The organism is Mesobacterium hydrothermale (assembly GCF_035818635.1).
In the GTDB taxonomy this organism is placed as follows: domain Bacteria; phylum Pseudomonadota; class Alphaproteobacteria; order Rhodobacterales; family Rhodobacteraceae; genus Mesobacterium_A; species Mesobacterium_A hydrothermale.
Genome location: NZ_JAYLLH010000004.1, coordinates 16182 through 38666, shown reverse-complemented (window position 1 = coordinate 38666; position 22485 = coordinate 16182). Strand labels below are relative to the sequence as shown.

The following is a 22485-nucleotide window of genomic DNA, read 5'->3' as shown; positions in this document are numbered from 1 at the left end:
CCGCAACGAGGGAGGCCAGGTTCAGCGGCACCGGCCAGACCCCACGGGCCGGTCAGGCCGACAGCCAGCCTTCCAGCTTGGCCGCGTCGGGCAGACCGCCGCTGTGCACCAGCTTGCCATCAACCGACACACCGGGCGTCGACATCACACCAGCCATGGCAATGGCGCGCGGATCGGTGACTTTTTCGACTTCGATTTCCAGCCCCAGCTTGGCAGCGGCGGTTTTCACCATTTCCGCCGTCGTGTCGCAACGTTTGCAACCGGGACCATAGACTTTCACGGATTTCATGGCAGGAGCCTTTCCTTGAGGTGGGTCAGGATGTGGCCTGCGGACCGGGCGCGCGCCCAAGGACCGAGACCTGATAGCTTTGTCGCGTACCGCCCGGTGTCACGTGGACATGCGCGCGCGTGTCCAGCAGACGGAAAGCGGTCGGAGCGTAGGTGTTGATTTCCGCCAGAAGGGTTTCCGGCGCATAGCGCAACACCGGCAGGTTGGAACATTTCTCTGGCCCGTCGAGGGCAAAGCCCGCGATGATCGCAACGCCGTCCGGGGCCAGCGCCTGGTCAAGCCGTTTGACATAGGCGCGGCGCGCGTCGGCATCGGTCAGGAAATGAAAGGCCGCCCGATCGTGCCAAAGAACGTGGCCCTGCGTCGGGGTCCAACGGGTCACATCCTGGCAAATCCAGCGAACCGCGCCCGCGCGGGCGCCCAGCCGCTCCTGCGACACGGCCAGCGCCGTCGCGGACAGATCCAGCACGCTGACCGGAGCAAAGCCCACGTCCAGCAGCGCATCTACCATCCGCGAAGCCCCCCCGCCAATGTCGATCGCGGCCCCGGTGGCCGGGACATGGCGGCGGACAAGCTCTATCGACAGGTCGGGGACCGGTTCGAACCACGGCAGCGCGGGTTCGTCCCAGCGGGCGTAGGCCGCGTTCCAATGGGTTTGCAGCGCATCCATCATGGTTCAGAACATCAGGTTGAACAGGAAACCGACAACAAGGATGCCGGTGCCGACAACCCCGACGAAAACCGCGATCAGGCGCATCGTCAGTACTTGCTTGAGGATGATCATTTCCGGCAGCGACAGGGCGATGACGCTCATCATAAAGGCCAACACCGTACCCAGCGCCGCGCCCTTGCCCAGCAACGCCTCGACAATCGGGATGACACCCGCGGCGTTGGTATACATCGGAATGCCCATGATCACCGCGGCCGGCACCGACCACCACGCATCTGCGCCCATGATCCGCACCATCAGGTCCTGCGGGACGTAGCCGTGGATCAACGCGCCCATGGCGATGCCAAGAATGATCCATTTCCAGACCTTGGCAAAGATCTCTCGCACCGCGACGATGCCCATCTTGTAACGGTCGACCAAGGTCAGCCGGTCGCCTTCGGGCATGTCGGGGGTGTTGGCGCCGGTGTGAATGTCGCGCACCCAGTCCTGCAACCAGCCTTCCAGACGCAGCTTGCCAATGACAAAACCCGCCCCCACCGCAAGCAGCAAGCCGAAGGCCAGGTAAGTGACAGCGACCTGCCAGCCGACAAGACCAAATAGCAGCACAAGTGCCACTTCGTTCACCATGGGCGCGGCGATCAGGAACGAAAAGGTCACCCCCAGCGGCACACCCGCCGAGACGAAGCCGATGAACAGCGGCACGGCAGAACAGGAACAGAACGGTGTCAGCACGCCCAGTCCGGCAGCCATGGCGTTGCCCACGCCTTCGCGCTTGCCCGACAGCAGCGCCCGGGTTTTTTCGGCCGAGAAGAAGCTGCGTACAACGCCCATCGCAAAGACGATCAGCGCAAGAAGCAGCATGACCTTGGGCACGTCATAGAAGAAAAACGCCAGTGCCTCGCCGGTGTGGCTGTGGCGATCAACTGGGAACAGGGCGGTGATCCAGTCCGCCACCGGGATCAGTTGCCGATAGACCAGCCACCACAACGCAAGACCTGCGATCAGGCCAAGGTGCCAAACCCAATCGGACCGGGGCGCCGTGGCGGGACCGGGGTGGGACAGATCGGCGCTCATGCGGCGGTCCTTTCGTTGGCGTTGGCAGCGGTCAGCACCGCATCAAGGATCGCGCGGATCTCGGGCGGCAGCTTGGGTGAAACCCGGTAACGCACCCATTGCGCGTCACGCCTGTCGGTCACCAGACCGGCCGACTTGAGCACCTGCATATGGCGCGACATCCGGCTTTGGGTCGCGCCGATCTTGTGCATCAGCTCGCACACGCAGTGTTCGTTGTCGTCCCAAAGAACGCGCATCGCTTCCAGCCGGGTGGGTTCCGCAATGGCGGCAAGAACGGTCAGGACCATGCTTGGGTCACTCCTTTGAGGCGACTTTGAGTCGGCGATATGCGCATAAGCGCATATTCGTAAGACCAAGGGAAGCCCGCAGGCGGCAGCGGCTGAAAAGGTCGCAGCCCCTGCCCCGGCTTGCGTTGTCAGGTTGGCAGCAGGCCCTGGCGGATCGCATGAACCAGCAGGCGGGCGATCGAATTGACCCCCAGTTTGCGCATGATCGAGGCGCGGTGGCTTTCCACAGTCTTGACCGAGATCGACAGATGTTCAGCGATGGCAGGGTTGCTGTGCCCATCCGCAATGCAGCGCAGCACCTGCAATTCCCGCGGCGACAGGGTGCCAACCTCGGCGCTGCGGCCCGTGGCGACCACGGTTTCACCGGCCAGAACCTTTTGCAGCCCGTCAACTAGGGCGTCAGGGTCCGAGGATTTCAGGAACAACCCGTCCGGGCCCGCCGCTTCCAGCGTGGCAAGCAGGCCGGGCGCGGCCTGGCCGGTCAGAATTGCCACCCGCGTGCCTGGCGACCAGCGGCGGATTTCGAACAGCGCCTCGACCCCAGAGGCCCCCGGCATATGGTAATCGAGCACGGCAAGATCGGGTTTCTCGGCATTGGCCAGTGCAATGGCCTCGATCCCCGACAGGCAGGGCGGCAGCACGTCAAAGCCACGACTGTCCAGCGCGCGTTGCAAGCCCGCGGCGGAAAGCGCATGATCGTCTGCAATCAGGACCTTCGGCGATGCCTTCATGTCACCATCCTTTTCAAGCGCGCGACCGGACTGCGGACGTAGCCCCCTGCGCCGGTTGATACTGGCGGTCGTCTGGGCCTGCCTGCTGGCGGGTCTGCCGGTCACGCTACAGGCTCAGGCAGGCAAGGTCGATCCTGCGCTTGAATTGTCAACGCGGGTCGCGTCGGATGCCTTCAGGGGCCATATCCTGGGCTACCAGGAACACGGCAGCCGCCTGACACCGGAACAGGCGCTGGCAAGGCTTGGCAACGGGGGCTTTGCTGCGCTGCCCGGCCCTGCACCCGACTTTGGCTTCACCCCAGAAGCGATCTGGCTTTATATTCCCACGACAAACCCGACAGACAAGTCCGAGTGGCGCCTGCGTCTGCGCGAAAATTTCTTTCAGGAGTTTTCCGCATGGTATGTGCCTTCAGGCGATCGGCCGGTCTTGCGCGAACGGCAGCATGAAACCACCGGCTTCGCCACCCGCGCGGTAGAATGGGCGGAACTGGTTGTGCCATTCACGCAACCCCCGGGGACGACGGGCGCGATCCTGATCCGGTACCGGTCCGGCGGATCGACTGAGGTGGAATTTACCCTGTTCGATGTCGACAGCTTCAACGCCTGGACCGCGAGCAAGACAGCGCGTCATTTCATGTACTACGGCATGCTGCTGTTTCTGATCATGGCGGCGCTGGCGACGTGGCTGGCGACGCAGCGGGCGATCTTCCTGGCCTATTCCGCCTACGCGCTTGCGGGGCTTTTGTTTGTCATGCACGGCGATGGCAACACATTCCGCTATCTGTGGCCCGACGCGCCGGGGTTCAACGGGTTTGCCACCATCCCCCTGGGGGCGGGAATCATCGTTTGCGGGGCGAATTTTGCCCGGCAATTTCTGCAAACCGCGCTTTATCACCCGGTCTTCGATCGGCTCTTGCAAGTTACCATCCTCGTGACCCTGCTGACCGCGGCCTCGTCGGTGTTCCTGGACACGCAGATGATCAAGAAGGTTCTGGTACTGATGGCTTTTGGCAGTGTGCTGCTGTTCACAGCCTCGGGTCTGAACGCCGCGCGGACGCGGTTCCGCGAGGTGCGGTTTTTTGTGCTGGCGTGGTCTGGCGCGGTGATTTCCAGCGCGATCATGACCGGGCGGCACTGGCTGGGGATCGAGATTTCAGAGGAGGTGCAGTTCGACAGCATGCGCATCGTCCTGGTGCTGGATGCCGCGCTGATGGGGCTGGCCATCATCGACAGGTTCGACGGGCTGCGCCGCAGCAGGGCCGACGCGCTGAAAGTGTCGCTGGATCAGGCACAGGAAAACCTTGCCATGTCCCGGCGATTGCAAGCGCTGGAGCAGCGCTATGCGCTGGCCTCGGAACTGGCGCGCAACCGCGAACGGCAGGTGGCCGATGCGTTCCACGACCTGCGCCAGCCGCTGCATGCGCTGCGCCTGAACGTAGAGGACCTGCTGGCCGGCAACGATCCCGACCGCAAACCGCCAAGGCGCGAGATCGAGGAGACCTTTCGGATGCTCGAAGGGTTGGTGACGGACGAATTGCACGCCAATATCCCTGGCCCAGTGCGCGATACCGAAACAGGCGATACAGCCTTGGCGCTGGACGAAGTTTTTGCGGCGGTGACCAGCATGTTCGGCCGCGACGCTCAGGCCAAGGGCCTGACCCTGGGCCATGGCCCGACCGACGCGACGTTGCACCTGCCCGCCATATCGGTGATGCGGATCCTGACGAACCTTGTGTCCAACGCCGTGACCTACACCCAGGCCGGTGCAGTGCGGGTCGAAGCTGTGCCAACGTCGCAAGGGGTACAAATCGCAGTGCACGACACCGGCCCCGGCCTGACCCCCACCGCATTCGAGGCCGCAAAAGTACGTGGCGCGCGGCTGGATCCGGCTGAACAGCCCGGTGGGTCCGGCTTGGGACTTGCCATCGTGGCGCAGACCTGCAGTGACCTTGGGCTGGGCTTTGCACTCTTGCCCAGCCAGCTTGGCGGCACCAGCCTTGGCGTGCTGGTCGGCCCCGAGCACCTGAGTTGAAGGGCGAAATGGGGTGATCACCTGATAGCTGACCCTGCGTCAGATCGCTAAGGTGACTGGCATTGATCCCGTTTTACGGCAGGTGGCGCGCCCCTGCCCTTGCAGTCATTGCCAAGGACCAGCCCCATGACGCTTGTCACGCCCCAGACCGACGGTTCCACAACAACCGGACGCGAAATCGAAGATTTCTCGCTCAACCTTGTCGAAACGCGCGAAAACGCCGAAGACATGCGTGAAAAGACCGAGAACGCGAAACAGGTGGTCGAGGCCGCGCGATGGTCGCTGGAACAGGTGAGCGAGGTCAAGGACCAGGCGACGGAATTCCTGAGCACGATCAAGTCGATGAAATTCGCCCTGAAACTGTCCAGCAAGGTCGGGCCGCTGAAATTGCCGTCGAAATTCGTCGCACAGGTTCTCGACAAGCTCGAGGACGTGGCGGTTTCGGTCCGCAATAAGGCCCGCAGCCTGGAAGACAAGATCGAACAGGGCGGCTATGTCGAAAAGCTCAAGACCGCAGAAGACAAGCTGGGCGAGGTCGAAGACGGGCTGAAGGTGGTCGAGGCCAAGCTTGACCAATACGCCGGCAATACCAGGGCCATGATCCTGGCCTTCGATCTTGTAGGCAGTCCCCTGGACGGGCTGGAAAACGCCGCCAACTCTGCCGCAACGCCGATCAACGATATCCTTGTCCCGATCAACCGCACCTATAACGAGATCGAGGCCAAGTTGCAGGGCCTCGACGATGCATTTGCCGCGGCCGAAGGCGGCGCCGGACTTTTCGATGCGCTGGCAGACGTGGCCAAGGCGTTCGGCGCGATCAACAGTTCGCTGGGAATCCTGAGAAAGCCGTTGCAGGCGGTGCAATCTGCACTGGCGCCGGTGGAATGGCTGCTGGATGCGGTCGGGTTTCTATACGATATCACCGTGGGGCCGGTGGTCGATTTTCTGCTGGACAAGTTGGGGGTGACGGCGATCTTCAACCGGATCGGGGATGCCATTGCCGATCTGCTGCCCGACACAGACGTGATCGACGCGGTCGAGGCACGGGTGACCGACGCGTTCAACAAGCTGACGGATTTCATTGGCGGTTGGGATGCCGACATGGACGGCTATATCTCCGACATCACCGACGATGTGATCAACGCACTGGGCGCACTGGCACCTGATGCGCTGCGCTTCGGCGACGACGCCGACAACGTGATCCATGGCCGGGCGGGCGCCCTGGACCTGATCAACGGACTGGATGGCAACGACACGCTTTACGGCTACGAAGCCGGAACAGACCCCGCCACCGTGACAAGCGGCGACCTGTTCGTCGCCAGCGCCGGCCAGGACTACGTCTATGGCGGCGCGGGCACCGACTGGCTGCTGATGCGCGGGCTTCTGGCGGATTTCCGGATTTCGCAGTTCAGCGACACAGCCCCGGTGGTGTTGTTTGACGAACAGGGCCGCTGGGACCGCGAGGTCGCCTTTGGGATCGAGTATTTCGTCTTCAACGATGGCGTGTACACCCCGCAGCAACTGAGGGACCTGGGCGTTCTGTCCCCGGCGCAAACCAATGGCGACGACCTGATCATCGGGGGGGACGACGATGACGTGATCGCCCCACTTCTGGGGTCTGACACAGTGAACGGCGGCCCGGGCAGCGATACCTATCTGGTGCCGCTGACCGGGACATCGCGCAATATCAGCGTGGAACTGCAATTGCCCCGAACCGATCCGCTGGGCAACACCCATGACGGATCGGCATGGGACGGGGTAGACCGCGACTACCTGGACAGCATCGAAAACGTCACGATCGAAACCGACCGCTCCGCCAAGCTGAAAGGCTCTGACGGCAACAACATCCTGATCTCCGGCGCGGGCGAGGATTTCCAGTGGGGCCTGGGCGGCGATGACATGCTGTTCGGCGGCGACAATGACGATGTGCTGATCGGCGGACCGGGTCTGGACAGAGTCTATGGCGGCAGCGGCAACGACATCCTTTTTGGGGGGGCCGCCGTCGCCGGGCGCGGTGAATACTACCATGGCGGGACCGGCAGCCTTGACCGTCTGAGCTATTCCACCGATCTGAACCATTTCAATTCCGACGTGACGAACGATGTGCGCAGCAGCGATCTCGAAGCGGTCGGACCGCTGCGCATCGACTTTGCGGCAGGCACGGTTCAGCACATGTCCGGCGACACGGTTCTGGCCACAGACCAGTTCAGCGGCATCGAATACCTGATCGCGTCGGACAGCGCTGATACCATTGCCGGCGCCCGCGACAGTGGCGACGGCGTGCGCATCACGCTGGACGGCGCGCAGGGCAATGACACGATCCATACCGGCGATGCCGACAGTGTTTTTGGCGGGTCCGGCAGCGACACGGTGATCGTGACAGGCACCGGCGGCTACTACCACGGCGGCGACAGCGGCGGCGATGACGACACCCTGGACCTTCGGCAACTGGGTGACGTGCGCTGGCTGTTCCGCAATGGGTTCAACGCGCCAGTGGATTTCACGGCCTTCGTCGACTTCGAAGTCGAACGGCTGGGCGACAGCAACGGGTTCAAGGCCAGCCCGGACCTGATCAGCATCGCCAGCGGACGGTTCGAAAGCTTCGAACAGGTGCTTCTGGGCAATGGCAATGACGAGTTTTTCGCAGCGGGCACTGCGCGGATCGAACTGTTCGCCGCCGGGGGCGATGACCGCTTGGTGCGCAAGAATTCCAACGATGGCGGTGCACAGGCGTTCTTCCACGGCGGCGACGGCGACGACTATCTCGAATTCGATGCCATCGGCAACGAAGCCTACGGCGATGCGGGCGACGACCGGTTGATCATCAACACATCTTTCGACAACGTGGTGATCGATGGTGGCACCGGCGACGATTTCATTCGCGTCAGCCGTATGGACGGCGTTCTTCACGGCGGCGACGGCTATGACGTGCTGTCGATGGAAGACACGCTGAATTCCTATCGGTCCGAGGCAGACCTGCTGGTTGGCACCGCCTATTCCTATTTCAACAACGCGCTGAACAACGATCAGGCCTATATCGAGATCCTGTCGCTGACCGGGATCGAGGAACTGATCGGCGGCGACGCGATCCGCGATCTGTTCAACGGGTCCAATTCAGGCGAACGGTTGGTCACGCGGGGCGGTGACGATACACTGAACGGGCGCGGCGGCGACGACGAACTGTTCGGCGGCGATGGCCACGACCGGCTGGACGGTGGCTCGGGCGGGGATTTGCTGCACGGCGGGGCCGGCGACGACACCCTGACCGGTGGGGTGTTCCCGGACGAGATCGACACCGCCTCTTATTCCAATTCACGCTTCGACGGGCCGGAAGGAGCCGTGACGGCGGGCGACCTCGGCGCGGTCATCGTTGATTTGCAGACGGGAACCGCGACCGGCGCGCAGGGCAACGACACGCTGATCAGCATCGAAAACGTGATTGGCAGTCACGCGGACGACATCCTGCGCGGCGACGAACTTGGCAACGCACTGAGCGGCGGGGCGGGCAACGACACACTGGAAGGGCGCGGCGGCAACGACGTGCTTGTGCTGGGCGATGGCGATGACAGCGCCGACGGCGGCGCTGGCGACGATACGATCATCATTGGGCTGGGCAATGCGCAAGTCGACGGCGGCACCGGACGCGACCGGGCGGATTTCGGGCTGGTGACGGGCAGCGTGACCTTCGATTTCGCCTCTCAGAGCTATCAGGCGACGCTCTACCGCGATGTGCCGGTCTGGCGCGACGATGGCACCGCCGATGCACGGGTCTGGAACGGCGCGGCGCTGACCCCGCAGGACGTGATCGAGGTCGAGCCGGTCTTTGCCGACAGCGCTGACGACCTGACCCGCGTGCTGCCGGGGCTCGACGACCCCGACCACGACCTTTTCGAAGTCGTATTCCGGCAGTTGCCGGGGCTTTACGCCGGACAGTTCAGCAATATCGAAGAGGTGTCCGCCGGGGCCGGCAACGACCGGCTGCTGGGATCATCGGGCCGCGACTGGATGGATGGTGGCGCGGGCAAGGACCTGCTGTTGGGCGGCGCTGTCCGCGATATTTCCGCCGAAACAACCGAAGCCAAAGTCTTCCGCCTGTACCAGGCGACGCTGGACCGCGCCCCTGACAGCGGCGGGTTCTATTCCTGGGTCGACGGCATCGACGACGGCCGCGTGACGCTGCAACAGGCGACCGCCGCTTTCGTCAACAGTCCCGAGTTCGTCAACACCTATGGCACGCTCGACAATGGCAGCTTTGTCGATCTCTTGTACATGAACGTGCTTGGCCGCGAGGCCGACCCTGGCGGGCGCGACGGCTGGGTCAGCAGCCTTGAGGGCGGCACCGCTCGGGGCAACGTCGTGCTGGGGTTTTCCGAAAGCGCGGAATTCAAGCTGTCGACCGCGAAAAGCGCCAGCACCTATGTCACCGCGCGCGATGCGGGTGACTGGGTGGATGAGGTGTTCCGGCTGTATCAGGCAACCCTGGACCGGCTGCCCGATTTCGGTGGCCTGAAATCCTGGACCGATCGGCTGGCGGCGGGCGAAAGCTTTGACACCGCCGTGGCGGGCTTTACAGGCAGCCCGGAATTTCAGACCACATATGGCAACCTCGACAACCGCGACTTTGTCACCCTGCTTTACAACAACGTGCTGGACCGGGCACCCGACTCTGGCGGATTGACAAGCTGGCTGGACCGCATGGCCACCGGCACGACACGGACCGAGGTTCTGGTCGGCTTTTCCGAAAGCCCGGAGTCGCGTGCCAATTCCGAGGCGCCCTTGCGGGCCTATATGTCGGCGCAGACGGGCGACACGATGTCGGGCGGGATCGGTAACGACATTCTTGCCGGCGAGATCTCCAGCGACCAGTTCGTCTGGCACGCCGCCGATCTGGGCCGTGACGTCGTGATGTCGCTGGACCTGTGGGATACGCTGTCGTTTCTGGATTTTGGCTATGGCAGCGCGGCGGACGCGCGGGCTCATATGATCCAGACAGGCCAGGATGTTCTGTTCGCTGACCAGGGCGTCGTGGTGGCCTTTGCCGACATGTCGCTGGCAACGCTGGATCAGGTTTCGATTCTGGTGTGACCGGGGGCGGCGCAGGCGCGGCCCCTGCCCCGTTATCCGCGCCGTGCGCTTCGCCTGAGGCTGGTGGAAAACACCAGACCGATCACCGCGCTGCCCAGGGTCGCCAGCACCAGCAACCAAACCATGGGCGACACCATCGCCGGCGCTGTCCCTAGCAGCGCGGATTTGATCGGCATGACCCAGAACAGCATCACGTTCAGCGCCACCACCACCGCCCCTGCAACCAGCGCCCAGACATGTGCGCGCCCAAATCGCGCCGCGCCAAGCATCCGCCGCAGCGATTTCAGCGCATGGCTGGCGTCGGACTGGATGACCAGCAACGCGGGCACCATCAGCAGGACGACGAAGAACCCCACCGACAGGCCATAAACGAGCGTGACAACGGTTGGCTTCAGAAACAGCGACTGGCGGCTTTCCTCGAACATCAGCGGGGCCAGGCCCAGCACCGTGGTCAGCGTGGTCAGCATCACCGGGCGCAGGCGTTCCGCCGTGCCCTTAAGCGCGGCCGGCAGGATTGCCATGCGTTTGGCATAGTCCTGAATGGTGGTCACCAGCACAATGGCGTCGTTGATGATGATCCCCGACATGCCGATCAGCCCGATCACGGTAAACAACGACATCGCAAGCCCGAAGTGTGCGTGGCCCCAGATCGTACCGATCAGGCCAAAGGGAATGACCGCCATCACGATCAGCGGGCGGAACCAGCTTTCAAAGACCCAGCCAAGCACCAGATAAATGCCAAGAATACACAACCCAAAACCCAGTATCGCCTCGCCCAGGAAATCCTCTTCCTGTGTGGCCAGCCCGCCCATGTCCCAGTCAAGGTTGTGGCGCGCGGCGATCTGGGGCAGGATCTCGGTCTTCAGGGCGGCGTTGATGCGGGCCGCCGCTTCGGGATTGTCTTCCGACAGGCTGCCACTGACCGTCACCAACCGCCGGCCGTCTTCGCGGTTGACGGTGGAAAACGCCGACGCGCTTGTTGCGGTCACAAGTTCCCCGAGCGGAACATAATCGCCCGACGGCGCGCGCAGGCGCGTGCTTTCCAGAAATTCGCCGGTCAGTTCTTCCTCGGGCATCTGCACGGTGATCGAGGTCGTACGCGTCCCCGCCGGGAATTCCGCGGCGGTGATCCCGCCCAACCGGGCAAACAGTTCTTCCCCGATGGCAGTCGTGGTGAACCCCAGCGCTTCGCCCAGGGGCGACAATTCCAGCACCATGTCCTCTTTGCCAAGCGGCAGACTGTCTTGCAGGCCTGTCACCTCTGGATAGGCCGCCAGCGTGGCGATCAGTTCATCAGCCGCGGCCTTGAGCGCAAAGGCGTCCGACCCATAGAAATTCACCGCCAGCGAATCCCCACCCGGCCCCGCGCCCTGGCTGCGGAACGACAGCAGTGCCAGCCCGGCTGGACGGTTGATTTCCTGTTGCAGTGCGCGCACGAATTCCTGTGCAGAGAAATCGCGCTTGTCTGCATCGACCAGGCCAATGTCGATAGAGCCGAGCCCGTCGGGATCAAGTGTCGATTCCCCCGGTATCCCCTTGCCCGCCGTGCCACCGATCTGCGTGACGCTGTGTACCACCGGGTAAATCCCGCTTTCGGCCTCATACGTTTTGGCAACCGCATCCACGGCACGGTCCAGTTCGACGGTAAAGGCGCGGGAATCCGCGCGCTCGGCCCCCGGCAGGAAGGCAAAGTTGCCAGTGACCGAGCCCTTTTCCGGCGCGACGAAGAAGGCCCAGGGCACGTCGCCCCGGATCACCTGCGCCGCCGAGATCGACAACAGCAGGATCATCGCTGCCACCACGGCATAGCGCAGCCGCAAGACCAGCCGCATCACCGGAACAAACATGCGGTCGGTCATCCACGCGAAGCCCCGGTTGAATTGCGTGCTGGGCCAATCGAACCAGCGTCGCTTGGTTCCCGCCGCCAGTGCGTGGCGCATATGGTTGGGCAGGATCAGGAAACTTTCGATCAGTGACGCGATCAGCACCGCCCCCACCACCAGGGGAATATCGGCAATCAGCGTGCCGAACCCGCCACCCACGAACAACAGCCCGACAAAGGCCAGTACGGTGGTCACGGTCGAACTGAACACAGGACCCAACATCCGAGACACCGCGTTGACCGGCGCGTCAGAGGCGGATTCGCCCAGATGTCGGTGGCGGTAATCGGCGTGTTCGGCCACGACAATCGCGTCGTCCACCACGATCCCCAGCGTGATGATCAGGGCAAACAACGACATCATGTTGATGGTCAGGCCGAAAGCATACATGACCGCGATGGCGGCCAGCATCGACACCGGAATCCCCATCGCCACCCAGAATGCCGTCCGCGCCGACAAGAACAGGAACAGCACCACCAGCACAAGCAACAGACCGGAAATTCCGTTTTCCATCAGGATGTCCAGGCGGTCGGTAATGTCCTGCGCGCGGGTGTTGATCAGCCGGATCGTCACACCCGGCGGCAGTTCGCGCTGCATCTCTTCGGCCAGGCGGCGCACGGTGGCTTCGATCCGGATCGCATCGCCGGCCGCGTCGCGATCGACGCGCAGCAGCACTGCGGGTTGATCGCCATTGAAATAGGCCTGATCGGCATCGGCGCCTGTGACAGAGACCTTGGCCACGTTGCGCACATAAAGCTTGGTACCGTCCGGATTCACGCGAACCACAAGGTTGCGGATCTCGTCTGCTTCGCGGGTTTCGTCACCCGCGCGCAATCGGATCGCGCCGTCGGCGACTTCGCCCGCAGGGCGTGTCTGCGCGGCCCGGGCGATGACCCCAGCCACCTGATCCAGCGTGACGCCATGGCGGATGCGGGCCTCTTCCGGGACCTCGACGACGATCTGTGGCGCGGCAACGCCAAGGATCGAACTGCGCGTGATACCCTCGCGGTAAAGCCGTTGCAGAAAGTCATCGCCGAACTGACCCAGTTGGTCGACCCCGATGGGGCCGGAAATCAGCACCTCTGTCACCTTGTCGCGCCAGGCGCCACGGCGCACGACGGGCTCGTCCGCCGCGGCCGGAAGGGTGCGCACGCTTTCAACCGCGGACTTCACATCCTCGGTGGCGCGGCCCATGTCCCAGCCCGGCTCCAGCGTCAGGGTGATGGTGGTCGAATTGTCCTTTGACACCGCGGCCGAGGATTCCACCCCTTCAACCCCTTGCAGTGCCGGTTCCAGCAGCGCCACGACAGACCGGTCCAGTTCTTCGGGGCCGGCGCCGTTCCAGTCGACGGTGACCGTAACGGTTTCGACCACCACGTCAGGAAAGAACTGCGAGCGGATCTTTGTGGTGGCGAACAGGCCCAGGACCAGCATCACCACCATCAGGAACCCCGCGGCGGTGCGGTGGCGGGTGAAATAGCCCAGCGGGCCCAGCGACAGGCCCCGCATCACTGGCCCTCCGCCATCTTGGCTTCGAATTTCTCGACTGTCGCGATCGGCACTTCGGGCTGGTTCAACTGGTCAAGCCATTGCGCGCGCTTGTCGGGTGTCATCTGTTCGCTGGCTTCGATAAAGGCGATGATCGCGGCGCGGCGATCCTCGTCCAGTGCAATCGTTTCCGGTGCTGTCGGGACCGTTGTCGCCGCCGCAGCGGTGGCGGGCTCTGCGGGTTTCACCGGCGAAACCACCAGCCCCGCACCCAGTTGCTGGGCGCGGACGGTGACATACTGCTTGCCGAACGGCACATCGGCGACGATCACCTCGTCGCCTTGCAGCCGCAGCAGACGGGTCTGGACCTCTTCCAGCCGGTTGCCCTCGCCCAGCACCAAAAGTCTGCCATCGCTGGTCAGGGCCGAGGACGGCAGCCGCGCAACCCCGTCCATCGGGCGTTCGGGAATACGCAGCGTGACGAAATCGCCGGGCTGGACAAAGTTCGGATCCGGGTCCGTCAGCCGCGCATAGACCAGGCGTCCGGTCTGGCCTTCGTCGGTTTCGACCCCGGCGCGGTCCAGCGTCGCCGCCAACACCGTGGTCGACCGGCCCCGTTCCACCAGCACCTCGACCGCGGCCTTGCGCAGGGCACCAGAGTCGTTCAGCACCCGGGCAAATTGCGCACCGGTGACGCGAAAGGCGACTTCGATCTGCTGTGGGTCGATCAGGGCGCCCAGCCGCTCGTTGGTCGACACCAGTCCGCCTGCGTTCGCGGTCACGTCGCTCAGCACCCCGGCAAACGGCGCGCGCAGTTCCGCATCGGCCAGGGCCCGGCGTGCCTCTTGCAGCGCGATTTCGCGACGCGACAACAGGATCCTTGCCTGGGAAAGTTTTGCCTCGTCCCCGGCGACAACCTGCCGTCGGTTCAGCAAAGTCTGTTCCGCCGCAGACTTGGCCAACCCAGCGGCCTCGACATCGGCGGCGGTCGCCACCCCGCGATCCCGCAGCCCCTGCTGACGCTCGGCGGCCTGCGTGCGCAGGTCCAGTTGTTCAGCCGCGGCGGCGGCTTCCAGCTTGGCCAGTTCCAGCGCGGACGCGGCTTCGGCCACGCCGGCCGTCGCCTCTGCCAGGTCAGTTTCGGCCAGCGCCACCGCGGTTTGCAGCTTGGCGGGATCGACAGACCACAGCAACTCTCCCTCCTGGACCATGCCACCATCGCGGAAATTGTCAGTCAGGTGCACCAGTCGCCCGGCAACGGCAGCGCGCAGTTCCAGCGTGCGGCCACTGACCAGGTGGCCATATGTGGTGATGATCGGGGCGACCGTTTCCGGCGTCAGCACGTCCACATGCACGGAATAGGCCCGTTCGCGCGGCGGCTTGAGCGCGCTTTCAGCAGCGCTTCGCGCAATCCACGCATCGTTCAGAACGCTTGCGGTGGCAAACAGAAGGGCCAAGGCGGCCCCCCCGATGGCAAGGCCGACACCGGCGCGGGAAAGTGAACGCATGGAATGGCTCCTTGGAAATCCGTGCAGAGGAAAGCTGCGCCATCTTGGACACAAGCGGCCCCGAAAGGTCAATTGCAAAGCTTGCGATGTGTTCGCAAGACGGGGTCAGACGCCGACGAAACGTTCTGAGATATCGGTGCTCAGATCGGTGATCCCGCCTGTCCATACGGTGGCGCCCCGTTCCAGGATCACGGCCCGGTCGCAAACCCTGGACAGCTCTTTGATCGACTTGTCTATGGCCAGGATCGCCATGCCGGTTTCTGCCTTGAGCCGGGCAATCGCCGCCCAGATTTCCTGCCGGATAATCGGGGAAAGCCCTTCTGTCGCCTCGTCCAGGATCAGCAGGCGGGGGTTGGTCATCAGCGCGCGTCCGATCGCCAGCATCTGCTGTTCCCCACCCGACAGCGAGGCCGCCCGCTGCCCCTGCCGTTCGCCCAGACGGGGAAACAAAGCGGTTACGCTTTGCATCGACCAGTCGCCCGGGCGCGCGGCGGCAATCAGGTTCTCCGCCACCGTCAGGTCGCGGAAACAGCGTCGCCCCTCGGGCACAAGCCCGATACCGGCCCTGGCGACGCGGAAACTGGGCAGGCGGTGCAAATCCCTGCCGTCAAAACGTAGTCCGCCTTGAGAGGCAATCATTCGGCAGATCGCTTTGACCGTGGTGCTTTTGCCCATGCCGTTGCGTCCCATCAGCGCCACCACCTCGCCCGCGTCGATGGTCAGGGTCACACCGGACAGCGCCTGGCTGACACCATAACTGGCGGTCAGGTCGGTAACCTCCAGCAGGGTCATGTCGCGTTCCCCAGATAGGCATCGCGCACCACCTGGCTGGCGCGGATCTCGGCCACGGTGCCGGTAGCAATCAGCCGACCATAGACCAGCACGCTGATTCTGTCGGCCAACGCGAAAACGGCGTCCATGTCGTGTTCCACCAGCAGAATCGGCGCTTCGTGCCGCAAGCCATCAAGCAATGTGGTCAATTGGGCAGACCCCTCGGCCCCAAGCCCCGCCATCGGTTCATCCATGATGAAGGCTTTGGGCGACAGGGTCAGCGCTACCGCGACCTCCAGCTGCCGGCGCTGACCATGGGACAGGTCGGCGCAGCGGCTGGCCGGGTGATCGCCCAACCCCACGCGGGTCAGTGCTGCAGTGGCCCGGTCCACCAGTGCGCCGTCTTTCAGCGCAGGGCGCCAGAACCGCCAAACCCGGCCAGAGGCGCCGAGTGCGCCCAGCACGGCGTTTTGCAGAACGGTATCTTCCATTGCCAACGCCGAGATCTGAAAGGTGCGACCCAGTCCAGCCCGGGCGCGGTCGGCCACGGTGGCTTGGGTCACGTCGCGTCCCATCAGGTTCACCCGCCCGGCATCCGGGCGCAGCGCGCCGCAGATCTGCTGGATCAAAGTGGACTTGCCGGCGCCATTCGGCCCGATGATCGCATGGATTTCCCCGGCGCGCAGGTCCAGTGAAATGCCGTCGCTGGCGGTCAGCGCACCAAACCGCTTGGTCAGGTCATGGGTGGACAGGATCACGTTCATCCCCTGCCCCCGGTCAACAAGCCGACGATGCCGCCACGCGCGAACAGCACGATCAACAGCAAGATCACCCCCAGCCAGATATGCCAGAACTCGGTCAGCCCGCCCAGCAAGTGTTCCAGCGCGACAAAGACGATGGCGCCAAGAACCGGCCCGATCAGCCGCCCGACCCCGCCAAGGATGACCAGCACAATCAGTTCGCCCGACAGTTGCCAGCTGAACATCGTGGGGCTGACAAAGCGGTTGAGGTCGGCAAAGAGCGCCCCCGCAAGCCCCGTGATCGCACCCGAGATCACAAAGGCAAGCAGCTTGAGCCGCATCGGGTTCAGCCCCACGGTTTCGACCCGCCCCGGCACCTGCCGCGCGGCATTCAGCGCAAGGCCGAACGGCGACGCCGCAAGCCGCGCGTTCAGCACCAGCACCCCGGCCAGAAGCACGAAGCACAGGCCGAAGAACTGGATCGGAACCAGCGTGTTCAGCCCCGGAAAGCCGTTGCGGACATAGATCGACAACCCGTCTTCGCCGCCATAGGCGCTCCACGACACGGCGAAATAGAAAAACATCTGCCCGAAGGCAAGCGTGATCATGATGAAATAGACACCCGTTGTGCGCAGCGACAAAAGCCCGATCACCAGCGCCGCAAGGCCAGCGGCAAGGATCGCCGTCAACCAGATCACCGGCATGGATTTCGTGCCCGCGATCACCAGCGGCCCCAGTTCCAGCGGGGTATAGCTTTGGGCGTGCGACGCAAGGATTCCCATGGCATAGCCGCCAAGACCAAAGAACACCGCATGCCCAAGGCTGACCAGCCCGCCGATCCCAAGCGCGATGTTCAGCCCGACCGCCGCCAGCGCAAGGATTGTGGCCCGCGTAGCCAGGGTGATGGTAAAGGGTGCATCACCGACATGGGCGGCAAGGGCCACGGCCAGCAGTCCGGCCAGAACGGCGATGTTCAGAACGCTTTCGGTTTTCATGCCCGCGCTCCGAACAGGCCCGTGGGCCGCCAGATCAGCACAAGGCTCATCAGGATATAGATCGCCATCGATGCCAGCGACGATCCCCAGCTGGTCGCAGTGGCAGGGTCGGTCACCAGCTTGAACAGTTCGGGCAGGAAAATGCCGCCCAGCGTGTCGGTCAGCCCCACCAGCAGCGCGCCGACAAAGGCCCCCTTGATCGACCCGATCCCGCCGATCACGATCACGACGAAGGCCAGGATCAGCACCGGCTCGCCCATGCCGACCTGCACCGACTGGATTGCCCCCACCAGCGCACCTGCCATGCCTGCCAGAGCCGCCCCCAGCGCGAAGACAACTGTGTAAAGCCTTGATATATCAACACCAAGTGCCGCAATCATTTCGCGGTCGTTTTCGCCCGCGCGGATCTGGATGCCCAGGCGGGTGCGCTCGATCAGCAGCCACAGCCCCAGCGCCACCGCCAGCCCCGCACCGATCAGGGTCAGCCGATACAGCGGATACTGGATGCCACCCGGCAGCGTGACCGGACCGGACAGCGCGGCCGGAATATCAAGGTAAAGCGGGAAGGACCCGAACAGCCAGCGCGTACCTTCGGAAAAGATCAGGATCAATGCGAAGGTCGCCAGAACCTGATCCAGATGGTCAGTGGAATAAAGCCGCCGGATCACGACGATTTCAACCAACGCCCCCGCCAGCGCGGCAGCCACCAATGCGCCCAAAAGCGCCAGCAGGAACGACCCCGTCGCCCCGGCCAAAGCCGCCGCGGCAAAGGCCCCGACCATGTAGAGCGAGCCGTGCGCGAGATTGATCAATCCCATGACGCCAAAGATAAGCGTCAGCCCGGCGGCCATCAGAAACAGCATCACCCCGGACTGAAGCCCGTTGAGCACCTGTTCGGCGATCAGGATCGGCGACATGCGAAATACCCTCGTGGCACGCGGCCCCGGATCAGCCCCGGAGCACGGGCAGACCTGCCGGCGCCGTCAAGCCCCGTCCCGAGCCCGTCCAAGGACCAATCTGCCGTTTGGCGGCGCACCCGGGTCAGCCCCCGGGCGCGCACCTGCGTGTCTTACATCTTGCACTGATCGACATAGGCGTTGGAACGGTTCTCCATCGCGGTGCCGACGATCTTGTTGGTGTAGATCTCGCCTTCCTTCACCACTTCGCGGGCATAGATCGTCTGGATCGGGTGGTGGTTCGGCGCAAAACTGAAGGCGCCACGCACGCTGTCGAAATCGGCGGCCTCAAGCGCGGCCTGGAAGGCGGCCTTGTCCGAGGGATCGGCCTTTGCCAACGCCGACAGAAGCAGGTTAGCCGTGTCATAGCCCTGGCTGGCATAGAGCGAGGGCAAGCGCCCATAGGCCGCCTGGAAGCCTTCGACGAAGGCCGCGTTTGCGGTATTGTCAATGTCCTTGGACCATTGCGAGGTATTCACCACGCCCAGGGCGGCCTCGCCTACGGCTTGCAAAATGCCCTGATCAAAGCTGAAGGCCGGACCGACGACCGGCAGATCGACTCCGCTATCGGCATATTGCTTGAGAAAGGAAATCCCCATGCCGCCCGGCAGGAAGAAGAACACGCTGTCCGCGCCCGACGCCCGGATCTGTGCAATCTCGGCGGCATAGTCTGTCTGGCCCAGTTTGGTATAGACCTCTCCGGCCAGTTCTCCGTCATAGAACCGCTTGAAACCGGTCAGGCTGTCTTTGCCCGCGGGATAGTTGGGCGCCAGGATGTACGGCTTGGAATAACCTGCCCCTTTCATATACGCGCCCGCGGCCTCGTGCAGGTTGTCGTTCTGGTAGGACACAGAGAAATAAAGCGGATTGCAGCCCGCACCGGCAAGCTGCGACGGCGCGGCATTGGTCGACAAATAGAACTTGCCCTGGGCCACGGCGGCGGGCACCACGGCCATCGCCAGGTTTGACCATACGATTCCGGTCAGGATGTCGACCTTCTCGGACTGGATCATCTTGTCGGCCAGTTGCACCGCCACATCCGGTTTGCGCTGGTCATCTTCGATCACCACATCGATATCGGTGCGACCGGACTGTTCGATCGCCAGCATGAACCCGTCACGGGTATCCAGCCCAAGTGCTGCGCCGCCGCCCGAAAGTGTGGTGATCATCCCCACCTTGACCTCTGCCAGCGCACCGCCGGCGGACAGGGCCAGCGCGGCGGTCGCCATCATCAGCTTTTTCATCGTGAAACTCCCCTTTATGGTTGTTGCGCCTATGAATGCCGAGATGCGCGGGCAGGTCAACGCATGAAGCGGGGAAAACTCCTGTGCCCGCAAATTGCGGGGCGGGCAAACGTCGACGCGCGCGAGGGGGGCCCATCGCGCGCGTCTGTCTGAAAGTCTGTCTGAACGTCTGTCTGAATATGCCGGGATCGCGTCAGCCGCGCCGCGGAGGTTCCATCCCGCCCGGCCCCTTGCGGCCACGCGCAGGTGCCGCGCCCTTGCCCTGGGGTTTCGGCTTGCGCGGGGTCGTGGTCGCCCCGGGGGGCGTAAACCGCTTGGACGTGTCAGAGGCCTTGGCGCGCGGGGCCTGCGGCTTTGCGTCGGCGCGGGCATCGGGTTTGGCCCCGAACTTGCCCTTGGGTTTGTCACCGGGTTTTGCCCCGAACTTGCCCTTCGGCTTGTCGCCGGGCTTGGCCCCGAACTTGCCCTTCGGCTTGTCGCCGAAACCGTCCCTCGACTTGCCCGCACCGGGGCCTGCCTTGCCAAACCGCTTGTCCCCGGACGCGCCCGACTTGTCCGACGGACGGTTCGCAGGCTTGCCCTTGCGGTCTGCCGAAGCCGCGTCACGCGGGGCGCCATAGGGTTTTTTCCTCGGTGCAGCGTCATCACCCGACAACGGCATGGCACCGCGATCCCTGGGCTTGCGATGGGGTTTCACGGCACCGTCGGCAATCGCTTCGGCCATCCGGTCGGGTTTCGGTGCGCTGCGCGCCTGACCCCGATCTTCGCCCCGGTCTTCACTTGGGGCGGGACGCGCGCGGCTGTCATCGCGGCGTTCGGACCGTTCGGGGCGCTCTGCCCGCGGGCGATCCTCTTTGAAACGATCCGGCCGGCCGGGGCGCGGACCGCTGGGACGCGGCGCGCTGCGAAACTCGGGCGCAGCATCCAGCTTGCGGGCGGTCACGCCCTCGTCCAGTTCGCCATTCGCCCCCAACGCCGAAAGAAAACCCGGCACGCTGGCGTCTGCAATCTCGACATAGCTTTCGGTTTGCTGCACCCGGATCGCGCCGATCGCGTCCTTGTCCAGCTTGCCCGCCCGGCACAGCACCGGCAGCAGCCAACGCGGCTCTGCCCGGTCGTCGCGGCCCACAGACAGCGCAAACCATGTGCTGGGACCAAAGGCCTTGCGTTCCGCCCGTTCCGCCCGTTCCGGGCGCACATCGGGATCACCCAGGTCTTCGGGCGCGGACAGCCGTGCACGGTGCAGCGCGAGATAGGCAGCAGCGATTTTTTCGGGACCGTGCAGTTCGAGCAGGCGGGCGGCAAAATCCTGTTGTTCCGGGGTCGGCTCCAGGGTCCAGACATCGTCGGCCAGCAGCCGCTCTTCATCCTTGCGCAGGATGTCATCAGCAGAGGGCGCGGTGATCCATTCGGCCGTAATCTTGGCGAATTTCAGCAGGCGTTCGGCCTTTTTCGCGATCTTGGGCGGCACGATCAACGCCGAGATCCCCTTGCGCCCGGCGCGCCCGGTACGACCTGACCGGTGTAGCAGGCCTTCGGAATTCGAAGGCAGTTCAGCGTGAATGACAAGTTCCAGCTTGGGAAGGTCGATGCCGCGCGCCGCCACGTCGGTGGCAACGCAGACCCGCGCGCGCCCGTCGCGCATCGCTTGCAGGGCGTGTGTGCGTTCGTTCTGGCTCAGTTCTCCTGACAGCGCCACCACGGAAAACCCGCGGTTTGTCAGGCGCGCGGTCAGACGGTTGACCATGGCGCGGGTGTTGGCAAAGACGATCGCGTTCTGCGCATCGTGGAAGCGCAGCAGGTTGATGATCGCGTTTTCGGCGTCCTGCTGTGCCACACGCACCGCCTGATAGGTGATGTCGGCGTGTTGGGTGCCCCCGGTCAGCGTGGTCACCCGCACCGCATCGCGCTGGTACTGTTCCGCCAGCTTGGCAATCATCGGTGGCACGGTGGCCGAAAACATCAACGTACGCCGGTCCTCGGGCGCTTCGGCCAGCATGAATTCCAGGTCCTCGCGGAACCCCAGGTCCAGCATCTCGTCGGCTTCGTCCAGCACGATGGCGCGGACGCTGCCCAGATCAAGAGAGCCTCGCTGGATGTGATCGCGCAGACGGCCCGGAGTGCCAACGACGATATGCGCCCCGCGTTCCAGCGCGCGGCGTTCGTCACGGGCGTCCATACCACCGATACAGGTGGCCAGCCGCGCCTCGGCCTTGGCGTACAGCCACCCCAATTCGCGTTTGACCTGCAAAGCCAGTTCCCGCGTCGGCGCAACGATCAGCGCCAGCGGTGCCCCCGCCTGCCCCATCACCTCGCCATCGCCCAGCATCGTGGGCGCAATCGCAAGGCCAAACCCCACGGTCTTGCCCGACCCGGTCTGCGCCGAAACAAGCAGGTCCTGTTCGCTCAGTTCGGGGTTGGTGACAGCCTCTTGCACGGCGGTCAAAGTGTCATAGCCGCGCTCTGTCAGCGCATCGGCGAGGGCCTGGAACATGGTGATATCAGTCTGGGTCAAGAAAGCGCGTAAGCGCGTTGCGCCCCTGCCGGTCGACAGGAACAAGCCCCGCTCCTTATATGCTTCCTGCGCGAGTGTATACCGAAATTCCGCGTCGCAGCAGAAAGGGCCGGCATGCGCGCAAAGCATGGCGCGATATGTGGATCAAGACTTCCGGCCCCCCCAGCGCGACGTGCCCTGCCTGCACGCAAGACCATGCCCTGTAGCAAACCAAGCCAAG

The 22485-nt window shown here is 64.0% G+C and carries 15 protein-coding genes; 2 read left to right on the top strand and 13 right to left on the bottom strand.

From position 1 onward, the window contains the following. Positions 1–52: 52 nt before the first annotated feature. The 5 genes from VK792_RS04170 to VK792_RS04150 all read right to left on the bottom strand — a co-directional run bounded on the left by VK792_RS04170 (position 53) and on the right by VK792_RS04150 (position 3051). A complete protein-coding gene (locus VK792_RS04170) occupies positions 53–289 on the bottom strand; it encodes a thioredoxin family protein (RefSeq protein ID WP_326296095.1) in 237 nt (78 codons plus the stop codon). A 25-nt stretch (positions 290–314) separates the two neighbouring features. Next, on the bottom strand, positions 315–962 hold the full coding sequence (locus VK792_RS04165) for a class I SAM-dependent methyltransferase (RefSeq protein WP_326296094.1): 648 nt from the start codon (positions 960–962) through the stop codon (positions 315–317). 3 nt (positions 963–965) lie between these two features. After that, positions 966–2033: a permease gene (locus VK792_RS04160; protein ID WP_326296093.1), complete on the bottom strand. Its 1068-nt coding sequence runs from the start codon at positions 2031–2033 to the stop codon at positions 966–968. Further along, positions 2030–2320, bottom strand: a complete 291-nt coding sequence (locus VK792_RS04155) for an ArsR/SmtB family transcription factor (protein WP_326296092.1) — start codon at positions 2318–2320, stop codon at positions 2030–2032. Before VK792_RS04155 ends, VK792_RS04160 begins: the two co-directional genes overlap by 4 nt. A gap of 128 nt (positions 2321–2448) precedes the next feature. Next, entirely contained in the window at positions 2449–3051 is a 603-nt protein-coding gene (locus VK792_RS04150) for a response regulator transcription factor (RefSeq protein WP_326296091.1), read from the bottom strand. Between VK792_RS04150 and VK792_RS04145 the strand changes: the two genes are divergently transcribed. Beyond that, complete coding sequence (locus tag VK792_RS04145) at positions 3050–5083, top strand: sensor histidine kinase (RefSeq protein WP_326296090.1); 2034 nt, start codon at positions 3050–3052, stop codon at positions 5081–5083. The two genes, VK792_RS04150 and VK792_RS04145, sit on opposite strands and share 2 nt — an antisense overlap. A gap of 126 nt (positions 5084–5209) precedes the next feature. Beyond that, positions 5210–10168, top strand: coding sequence for a DUF4214 domain-containing protein (locus VK792_RS04140; RefSeq protein WP_326296089.1), 4959 nt, complete (start codon positions 5210–5212; stop codon positions 10166–10168). A 32-nt stretch (positions 10169–10200) separates the two neighbouring features. Here VK792_RS04140 and VK792_RS04135 read toward each other — a convergent pair whose 3' ends face one another. From VK792_RS04135 to VK792_RS04100, 8 genes are all read right to left on the bottom strand, one after another. Next, on the bottom strand, positions 10201–13557 hold the full coding sequence (locus VK792_RS04135; RefSeq protein WP_326296088.1) for an efflux RND transporter permease subunit: 3357 nt from the start codon (positions 13555–13557) through the stop codon (positions 10201–10203). Beyond that, positions 13557–15044: an efflux RND transporter periplasmic adaptor subunit gene (locus VK792_RS04130; protein ID WP_326296087.1), complete on the bottom strand. Its 1488-nt coding sequence runs from the start codon at positions 15042–15044 to the stop codon at positions 13557–13559. Before VK792_RS04130 ends, VK792_RS04135 begins: the two co-directional genes overlap by 1 nt. 105 nt (positions 15045–15149) lie before the next feature. Next, positions 15150–15836, bottom strand: a complete 687-nt coding sequence (locus tag VK792_RS04125; RefSeq protein ID WP_326296086.1) for an ABC transporter ATP-binding protein — start codon at positions 15834–15836, stop codon at positions 15150–15152. Further along, entirely contained in the window at positions 15833–16579 is a 747-nt protein-coding gene (locus tag VK792_RS04120; protein WP_326296085.1) for an ABC transporter ATP-binding protein, read from the bottom strand. The genes VK792_RS04125 and VK792_RS04120 overlap by 4 nt, the downstream gene beginning before the upstream one ends. Further along, positions 16576–17550, bottom strand: a complete 975-nt coding sequence (locus VK792_RS04115) for a branched-chain amino acid ABC transporter permease (RefSeq protein WP_326296084.1) — start codon at positions 17548–17550, stop codon at positions 16576–16578. The genes VK792_RS04120 and VK792_RS04115 overlap by 4 nt, the downstream gene beginning before the upstream one ends. Next, positions 17547–18467: a branched-chain amino acid ABC transporter permease gene (locus VK792_RS04110; RefSeq protein ID WP_326296083.1), complete on the bottom strand. Its 921-nt coding sequence runs from the start codon at positions 18465–18467 to the stop codon at positions 17547–17549. Before VK792_RS04110 ends, VK792_RS04115 begins: the two co-directional genes overlap by 4 nt. Before the next feature lie 152 nt (positions 18468–18619). After that, complete coding sequence (locus tag VK792_RS04105) at positions 18620–19750, bottom strand: ABC transporter substrate-binding protein (protein WP_326296082.1); 1131 nt, start codon at positions 19748–19750, stop codon at positions 18620–18622. 193 nt (positions 19751–19943) lie between these two features. Beyond that, on the bottom strand, positions 19944–22244 hold the full coding sequence (locus VK792_RS04100) for a DEAD/DEAH box helicase (protein ID WP_326296262.1): 2301 nt from the start codon (positions 22242–22244) through the stop codon (positions 19944–19946). Positions 22245–22485 lie beyond the last annotated feature (241 nt).